Here is a 7,839-nt window from a genome sequence, read left to right as displayed (position 1 = left end):
GCTTAGGGGAGGGTTGGGCGGCATGTTCAGGCTTCCTTGGCGAATTGCTGGTATAGCCCGTCCCAGATGTTGGCGGCGGCGGCTAGCAGTTGATCATCGTCGCTCAGCGCGGCGCGCAGGCCGGCCAATACGGTTTCCACGCCGCTGGCTTCCGGCGGCGGCGCGCCGCCCACGTCCAGATAATGGACCAGCGCGGCCAGCCGCCGCAGCGGCGGCGCGTCTAGGCCGAAACTGGCCAGCAGCACTTCGAAGCTGACCTTGTCGCCGACATGGGTGAAGGCGGCGCCGTCGAAGTCGAAGCCCAAGGCGTCCGGCGGGCAGTCTCCGGGCGCGGCCAGCCACAGAATGCGTGCTTGTGGATCGATGAAGCGTCGAATCAGCCAGGCCGAAGCCAGCCGGTCCACCCAGGGGCGGCGGCGAGTGGCCCAGGTCCGGCCCTGGTGCTCGGCCACGGCGCGTCGCGGGATGCGCATCTCCAGGCTATGGGGCTCGCCCGGCGACAATTGCTGCTGGATGGCGGCTTCCAGTTGTTGCAAGGCGGCCTGCGCCTGTTCTTGGCCGGCGCCGGGGAAGAAGTCGATGGCGGCGATGCCGGCGAGGGCCTTGCCCAGCCGCCGCCATTGTTTCAGCCGCTCGGCGGCGTTGTCGGGGTCCAGGCCGCGCAGTTGTTCCTGAATGTCCTGCCGCAGTTGTTGATAGTCGGCGTCGCGCTGGAACAGCGGCGGAAAATCGCTGAGGTCCAGCGGTCGGCAGGCCAGCAAGCGCGCAATGCCGCCGTGTTGCTGGATATCGGCGGCGATGGCCTCAAGCTGTTGCTGGCGGGCGTCGCCGCCGGGCAGCAGGTAGGCGCCGTCGCGCAGCGCGGCGGAGCCGCAAGCTTTCAAGGCGCGCCAGGCACGCATGCGCGCGGTGGCGTTTTCGGTGGGCAAGGAAGTGATCAACAGCAGCCAGTCCATGATGCGCTCCATTTTTGTGTAGCGTATTCTACAATTATGTAGTGATCAATATATATTCATTGGAGCGCATGTCGAAGTCGGACTCAAACTTGGCCGGCGTTTGGTCGATAATCTAAATCGGGCTCAACAGAGAGGGGAGACGAAGATGAAGCGATGGAAGCAATGGTCTGTGTTGTTGTTGGCGGCGGCGTTGGCTGCGCCGACGCTGGCCAATCCGCCGGAAGGCAAGGGCCAGGGTCATGGCCAGGGCAAACACAAGGATAAAGATCAGGACAGGGAGGCGTCGCCGGCGCGGGCGGACAAGGATTTGGCGGCGGCGGGCATCAGCGTCGCCGCGGCGCGGCGCTTGGCGCTGGACTCCGGGGTGACCGGTTATAAGTCGCTGCCGCCCGGCATGCGCAAGCGCCTGGCGCGCGGCAAGCCCTTGCCGCCCGGCATCGCCAAGCAAGTATTGCCGGCGCCCTTGCTGAGCCAACTGCCGCGCCACCCCGGTTATGAGTGGCGGGCGGTGGGCGCGGACCTGGTGCTGGTGGCGGCTAGCGGATTGATAGCGGATATCTTGCTGGACGTGTTGCGCTGATCCGGTCGGCTTAGAACCTGTTCACGATCTGCTGCGCTGCGGCGATACGGCGTTAAAAACCAGCTCAAAATGCTCATGTACCACGTGTACATTCCGCTTTTTCGCTTGTTTTCGCCTTGTCTCGCTCTTGCTCGCGAGATCGTGAACAGGCTCTTACAAGACTTGGCGGTAGATCACCGCGTCCGACAGCTCCGCGACTTGATCGTACAAGCGGCGCGCGGTGTGATTGTCGCCGGCGGTGCGCCAGTACAGCATGGCGGCGCCGTCCTCGCGCGCCCGGTCCGCGGCCGCCCGCAGCAGCGCGCGGGCAATGCCGCCGCCTCTGGCCGTCGGCGCCACGTACAGGTCCTGCAGATAGGCGGCGTCCTGGATCTGGATGGTGCTGCGGTGGTAGAGCAGATGGGCGATGCCCAGCAGCGCGTCGCCGGCGACCGCGGCCAAGCCGTGCATTGGTTCCGTCGGCGCGAGCAGGCGGCGCCAGGTTTCCCTCTCCACTTCCTCGGGCAGCGCGGTAGCGCCTTCGCGGCCGTAGAAGGCGTTGTAGTCGCGCCATAAGGGCAGCCAACCGGCGTAGTCGCCGGCTTGCAGGGGGCGGATGGCGAACGCGGCCTCAGCCACGGCGCGGTTCCGCGGCGCCGGCGCTAGCCATATGTTCCAGCCCGGCCAACACTTGCAGGCTGGCGGCTTCCATCGCCGCCACATGCTCCACCGCGGCGCGGCTGTCGCCGTCGGCGTGGGCGCGCAAGGCGTCCAGCGCCGCGGTATGCACCTTGGCGTGAGGCGCTTCGATTTCACGGAAGCCGGGCAGATGGGAGAAGCTGACGCGGCCTTCGCCCTCGTAATACCACTTGCCGAAGCGGCAGTGCTGGTGGGAACCGAAGTGGCCGATGTCTTCGTCGGATAAGCCGAACATCACTTGGTAGACGCGGAATTTGTAGATCAGGTGGTCCATCTTGGCCAGTTCGCAGAAGCCGCGCAGCGCGGAGGCGGCGATGCTGCCTTCCATGCTGGTGGACATGTCCAGCAATTGCTTCATGGTGCCGGCGGCGGCCTCGCCGTCCTGGCTGAAGCGGGCGGCCTGCTCGGCTAGTTGACCCATCTGGCTGCGGCTGCCGGCGCTGTCGCCGCGGATCTGCTCCACCAGCTTGGCAATGTCGGCGGTGGCGGTGGCGGTGCGTTCGGCCAGCTTGCGCACTTCGTCGGCCACCACGGCGAAGCCGCGGCCCTGTTCGCCGGCGCGCGCGGCCTCGATGGCGGCGTTCAGCGCCAGCAGATTGGTCTGGTCGGCGATGTCGCGGATCAATTGCACGATGCCGCCCACCTCTTGGGCGCGCGCGTCCAGTTCCCCCACTTTTTCCGCCGCGCCTTGCGAGGCGCCGGCCAGCTTGGACAGATCGGCGGCGATCTGGTCTATGGATTGGCGGCTGTGCAGCGAGATGTCCTGAGCGGCGACGGCGCGGTCTTTCTCTCGGCTCATCACGCTGGAGAGGGTGGCCAGCGATTGCTGGGTATCGGTCATCGATTGGGCGAAGGCGGATAGATTGGCGATCAGCCCGCGAAGTTCCTGGTTCTTGGCCTGGCTGGCCGCCAACTGGCTTTCCGCTTCGTCGGCGCGGGCGCGGGTGTGCCCCAGCTCCGTGCGGAGCTGCTCGGCTTCCTGTCTGCATTGCAACAGTTCCGCTTGCTGTCGCGCGGTGTCGGCCTTGTTCCAGAACCCCATTCCCATCTCCTTGTGACGCCAGCCGGGACGGACGAGCGTGGTAGACGCTTGCCTGTCGCCGGGTAATTTTAAATAAACGTTTAGCATTATCCGAATGCCGTCATGAATCTGCAATCATTTGTCTTGTTTATATCTGCATGCTTATGACGAAAATCAGGGTTGACGGCTGTTTGTTCGTTTACTAAGGTATCATTTTGATACGTTACAAAAGGAGTGGTTATGCATTCCCGTTTCGATACCTTTCGCGAACAGGCGCTGGGCCGCCAACTTGAGGCCTTGATCGACACGCCGCAACGCTATGTGGAATACGCGGCTTTATCGCGCGCCGAGGTGCCGGCGGTGGCGGCCATCGTCCACGATGTGCGCCAGTTGTTTCCGGAGTTGGAGGCGGATGCCGGCGCGCGCCAGTTTTGCGGCGCGATGGTGGCGGAGGTGATGCGCCGTCATCATCACGAGGTGCTGCGGCCGCGCGGCCGGGTGCCGGGCGGCTATTTCACTTACGGAGTGGTGTGGACGGCCACGCCGCAACAGCTGGATTGGGCGCAGCGGTTGGAGGCTTTGCGGGCGATGCCGGCCCAGTTGGCGGCGGCGCTGCGCGCGATTCCGGCCGCGGACTGGAGGCGGCGGCCGGACGGCATCGATTTCGCCGCGGTGGAGCATGCCTGTCATTTGCGCGATCTGGACCGGATTTTCTGCCAGCGGGTGGCTCGGGTATTGACCGAGGACATGCCGGAGATCGCCTCGGTGGACGGTACTGAGATGTCGCGCGAACTGGCTTATCTGGAACAGGACGGGGCCGCGGCCTTGGACGATTTTCTGGCCGGACGGCGGCATTTGTTGGCAGCCTTGGCCGGCGCCGAACCGGCGCAGCGTGGGCGGCTATGCCTGTTTGGCGGCGAGCGGCGGATGAGCTTGGAGGATCTGGCCGAGGACATGTTGCAGCACGACCGCGCCCATTTGCTGGAGGTGGAGGAACTGACGGCGGAGTTGGGCGGCGAGCCGGCTTGAGCGCCGGCCCGGCTCAGGGCTGCTGATACCAGGGCTGGCGCAGCAGCGCGGGCAGCAGAGTTTCGCGCAGTTTGCCGATCTGCTGCCACAGGCAGCGCGCCAAGGCCGGATTGTCCCGGTGCCAGCGTTTGCCGAACACCAAGTAGTAGTCCTTGCGCGACAGCGGCGGCTGCAGCCGGACGATGCCGGCTTGCGGGTGGTCGTCCAGATAGCGGTCGCCGATGTGGTTTTGCGTGGCGTAGGCGGCGATGTGGCGGGCCTGCAGCTTGCGGAAGTTCATCTCGGTGTCTTTGGCGGCCTCCACCTGGGCGCCCTTGGCGCGCAGATCGTCGGCGATGGACCAGCCTGCGTTGACGCCGATGGCGCCCAGCGCCGGCAGGTTCTTGCCGTTCCAGGCAGGAGGCGCGCTTTTCAGCGCGTATAGCGAATAGGCCAAGGTGGTCAGCCGGTAGCGCGGATCGGGTTCCTCGCCCTGCATCGGGTAGTCGAAATAGGCTTCGCGTTCTTTATTGTGGGAAAACATGAAGGCGGCGTCGTGCTGATCGTGCTGCATCTCGGTGAGCAGGCGCTTGCCCGGCAGCCGCGACAGCTTAAGCGCGATCCGGCAGCCCTTGGCCGCCGCCTGCGCCATTTCCACCACCGCGCCGGGGTGGGGCGGCATCTGATCGCCTTCGCCGCTCATATAAGGGTCCGAGGCCACCGCGCCGTAAACCATGTCCAGCGCCGCCGCCGCCGCCGGCTGCGCGGCCAGCGCCGCGACCAGCAGTCCTATCTGTTTCAAGCCCAATCCACGCATCCATCGCTATCGCCAGCGCAGAGGGTAACAGCGCCGGACTTCCTTAGCATAGAGTTCTGCGGCGGGGTTTCAATATTCCCGTTCTGTCTGTCGCGCCAGCAGCCGTTTCAGTTCCGGCAGACAGGAGCCGCAAACGCCGCCGCAGCCCAGCCGCGCCTTGAGTCCGGCCAGGTCCGCGCCGTCGGCGATGGCCGCCTGGATGCGTTCGGCGTCCACTTGCAGGCAGTTGCAGACGATGCGTGCGGCGGTGGAAACGGTTGCGACGCCGGGGACCAGCGCGCTGAGCCGGTTGCCGGGCCAAGGCTGGCCGCTTTGCATCGCGGCCAGCAGCCGCCCGCCGTCGTCCTGGCCGCCGGCGAAGACGAAGGCCCAGGGCGCGTCGTCGCGCCAGGCGATGCGTTGTTCCAGGCCGCGACGTGCGTCGCTGAAGGTTTGCAATTGGGGGCCGCCGTCCAGATCCAGCAGCCAAGTCAGCTCGCTTAGCCAGTCCGGCCGCGCTTGGGCATGGGCGGCGTTCAGGACCAGGATGTCCGGCGGCCGCAGGCTGATCGCGGCGTAGCCGCAGCCGGCCAGCAAGGGTTGCAGTCGGGCGCGCAGCGCCGGCAGATCCGGGTGGCGGCTGGCGGCCCGCACCCGCCACGGCAGTTCGGCGCGTTCCACCCGCACCGCGGCGTGTTTGAGCTCGGGCTGGAACGATTGCGGGTCCACCGCCGGCGAACAGGCCTGGTTGACGCCGCCGCTGTCCAGGTGCTGACCGCTCCAGTGCATGGCGGCGAACACGCTGCCGCCCGGCAGTTCCTCGCTGAGCGCCAGCGGCAGCACCAGGCCGCCGCGCCGGTTTTCCACCCGGACCAGTTCGCCGGCCTTGAGGCCGCGGCGGGCGGCGTCGGCCGGGTGCATGTCCAGCGTGGGTTCCGGCGCGTGGGAGAACAGACGCGCCACCCTGCCGCTGCGGCTCATGCCGTGCCATTGATCGCGCAGCCGGCCGGTGAGCAGGCGGAAGGGATAGTGGGCGTTGACCGCGTCAGCCGGCGGACGATAGGGCGTGGCGTGGAACAGGGCGCGGCCGCTGGCGGTGGGAAAGCGGCCGTCCTCGTAACGCCGAGCCTGGCCGGCGGCCGCGCCGGCGGGGAACGGCCATTGCTGCGGGCCGTCCCGTTCCAGCCGCGCGTGGCTGAGGCCGCTGATGTCCAGATCGCGGCCGGCGGTCAGCGCCGCGTGTTCGGCGAACACCGCGCCCGGCTCGCTGTTTTGGAACAGGCTGGGCGCGTCCGGATAGAGCAGCCGTTCCAGGCGGCGGCCCACTTCGGCGGCGATCCAGCCGTCGGCGCGCGCCTCGCCCGGCGGCGGCACGGCGGCGCGCACCCGGCTGATGCGGCGCTCGGAGTTGGTGACCGCGCCTTCTTTCTCGCCCCAACTGGCTGCCGGCAGCAGCGCGTCGGCGCAGGCGGCGGTGTCGGTGTCGGCGTAGGCGTCCTGGACGATGACGAACTCTGCCTGGGCCAGCGCCTGGCGCGCCTGTTCCAGGTCCGGCAGAGAGTGGGCGGGGTTGGTGCAGACGATCCACACTGCCTTGACCTGGCCGGCCTTGAGCGCGTCGAACAGCGCGATGGCCGGCAGGCCGGGCCGGTCGGAGAGCCGCTCCGGCGGCACCCCCCAGTGGGCGGCCACTTCGGCGCGGTGTTGCGGGTTGGCGATGTCGCGGTGGGCGGCCAGCATGGTGGCCATGCCGCCCACTTCGCGGCCGCCCATGGCGTTGGGCTGGCCGGTGAGCGAGAAGGGGCCGGCGCCGGGGCGGCCGATCTGGCCGGCGGCGAGGTGCAGATTGATCAGCGCCAGATTCTTGGCGGTGCCGTGGCTGGACTGGTTCAGGCCCATGCAATACAGCGACAGGCTGGCAGGGCTGCGGCCGAACCATTCGGCGGCGGTGGTCAGGTCGGCCTCGGCGATGCCGCACAGGCCGGCGGCTTGGCGCGGCGAATAGTCGCGCAGCAGGCGCTTGAGCGCGTCGAAGCCCTCGGTGTGGGCGGCGATGTAGCTCTCGTCGATCAGCCCTTCCCAGATCAGGTGGTGCAGCATGCCGTTGAACAGCGCCACATCGCTGCCCGGCTGGATCTGCAGATGCAGGTCCGCCAGCGCGGCGGTGTCGGTGCGGCGCGGGTCCACCACGATCCACTTGGTATCCGGCCGCGCCGCCTTGGCCGCTTCCAACCGGCGGAACAGCACCGGATGGGCGTAGGCCGTATTGCTGCCGGCCAGCAGCACGCAGTCGGCCAGCTCCAGATCTTGGTAGCAGGTGGGAGGGCCGTCGGCGCCCAACGCCAGCTTGTAGCCGCTGACGGCGCTGGACATGCACAGCCGGGAATTGGTGTCGATGTTGTTGGTGCCGATCAGGCCCTTGGTCAGCTTGTTGAACAGATAGTAGTCCTCGGTCAGCAACTGGCCGGAGGCGTAGACCGCCACCGCGTCCGGGCCATGGCGGCGGATGACGCCGGCCAGGCGCTCGGCCACGGTGTCCAGCGCATCGTTCCAGTCCACGCGCCGGCGCGCGGCGTCGCGGGTCAGCCGCAGTTCTGGGTGCAGCGCTCGGCCGGACAGGCTGGCGCAGCTGTCCGCCAGCGCCAGGCCCTTGGTGCAAAGCCGGCCGTGGTTGGCGGGGTGGGCAGGGTCGCCTTCTACGCCGGTGATGCGCGCGCCGTCGCTGTGGATCAGCACGCCGCAGCCGACGCCGCAGTAACAGCAGGTGGAGGGGGTGGTGGTCATGGCGGTGTTCCCGGGT

The 7,839-nt window shown here is 67.7% G+C and carries 7 protein-coding genes; 2 read left to right on the top strand and 5 right to left on the bottom strand.

Annotated elements, in window-relative coordinates:
• Positions 1-26: 26 nt before the first annotated feature.
• On the bottom strand, positions 27-956 hold the full coding sequence (locus HA052_RS24235; RefSeq protein ID WP_206119036.1) for a chromate resistance protein ChrB domain-containing protein: 930 nt from the start codon (positions 954-956) through the stop codon (positions 27-29).
• A 145-nt stretch (positions 957-1,101) separates the two neighbouring features.
• Between HA052_RS24235 and HA052_RS24230 the strand changes: the two genes are divergently transcribed.
• The gene (locus HA052_RS24230) at positions 1,102-1,536 is read left to right on the top strand and encodes an anti-virulence regulator CigR family protein (protein ID WP_081545641.1); all 435 of its coding nucleotides are present in this window, start codon (positions 1,102-1,104) and stop codon (positions 1,534-1,536) included.
• A gap of 153 nt (positions 1,537-1,689) precedes the next feature.
• Here HA052_RS24230 and HA052_RS24225 read toward each other — a convergent pair whose 3' ends face one another.
• Together HA052_RS24225 and HA052_RS28055 are read right to left on the bottom strand one after the other, a co-directional pair.
• Entirely contained in the window at positions 1,690-2,154 is a 465-nt protein-coding gene (locus tag HA052_RS24225) for a GNAT family N-acetyltransferase (RefSeq protein WP_346774586.1), read from the bottom strand.
• Positions 2,147-3,256, bottom strand: a complete 1,110-nt coding sequence (locus HA052_RS28055) for a methyl-accepting chemotaxis protein (protein WP_277345152.1) — start codon at positions 3,254-3,256, stop codon at positions 2,147-2,149. The genes HA052_RS24225 and HA052_RS28055 overlap by 8 nt, the downstream gene beginning before the upstream one ends.
• Positions 3,257-3,475: 219 nt before the next feature.
• Between HA052_RS28055 and HA052_RS24215 the strand changes: the two genes are divergently transcribed.
• Positions 3,476-4,264: a DinB family protein gene (locus tag HA052_RS24215; protein ID WP_166453971.1), complete on the top strand. Its 789-nt coding sequence runs from the start codon at positions 3,476-3,478 to the stop codon at positions 4,262-4,264.
• Between the two features lie 13 nt (positions 4,265-4,277).
• Here HA052_RS24215 and HA052_RS24210 read toward each other — a convergent pair whose 3' ends face one another.
• Both HA052_RS24210 and HA052_RS24205 read right to left on the bottom strand, forming a co-directional pair.
• Positions 4,278-5,045: a type 2 periplasmic-binding domain-containing protein gene (locus tag HA052_RS24210; protein WP_166453970.1), complete on the bottom strand. Its 768-nt coding sequence runs from the start codon at positions 5,043-5,045 to the stop codon at positions 4,278-4,280.
• A gap of 84 nt (positions 5,046-5,129) precedes the next feature.
• Positions 5,130-7,823 (bottom strand): nitrate reductase, encoded by a 2,694-nt coding sequence (locus HA052_RS24205; RefSeq protein WP_166453969.1) that lies wholly within the window; start codon positions 7,821-7,823, stop codon positions 5,130-5,132.
• Positions 7,824-7,839 lie beyond the last annotated feature (16 nt).

The sequence above is a fragment of the Chromobacterium fluminis genome (genome assembly GCF_011602385.1).
Lineage (GTDB): Bacteria > Pseudomonadota > Gammaproteobacteria > Burkholderiales > Chromobacteriaceae > Chromobacterium > Chromobacterium fluminis.
This window is presented reverse-complemented; position numbering and strand designations above follow the sequence as displayed.

What these genes read in the sequence shown, in the direction of transcription:
- HA052_RS24230 (WP_081545641.1), top strand. Translation starts at nt 1,102, where the DNA reads ATGAAGCGATGGAAGCAATGGTCTGTGTTGTTGTTGGCGGCGGCGTTG.
- HA052_RS28055 (WP_277345152.1), bottom strand. Translation starts at nt 3,256, where the DNA reads ATGGGGTTCTGGAACAAGGCCGACACCGCGCGACAGCAAGCGGAACTG.
- HA052_RS24205 (WP_166453969.1), bottom strand. Translation starts at nt 7,823, where the DNA reads ATGACCACCACCCCCTCCACCTGCTGTTACTGCGGCGTCGGCTGCGGC.
- HA052_RS24235 (WP_206119036.1), bottom strand. Translation starts at nt 956, where the DNA reads ATGGACTGGCTGCTGTTGATCACTTCCTTGCCCACCGAAAACGCCACC.
- HA052_RS24215 (WP_166453971.1), top strand. Translation starts at nt 3,476, where the DNA reads ATGCATTCCCGTTTCGATACCTTTCGCGAACAGGCGCTGGGCCGCCAA.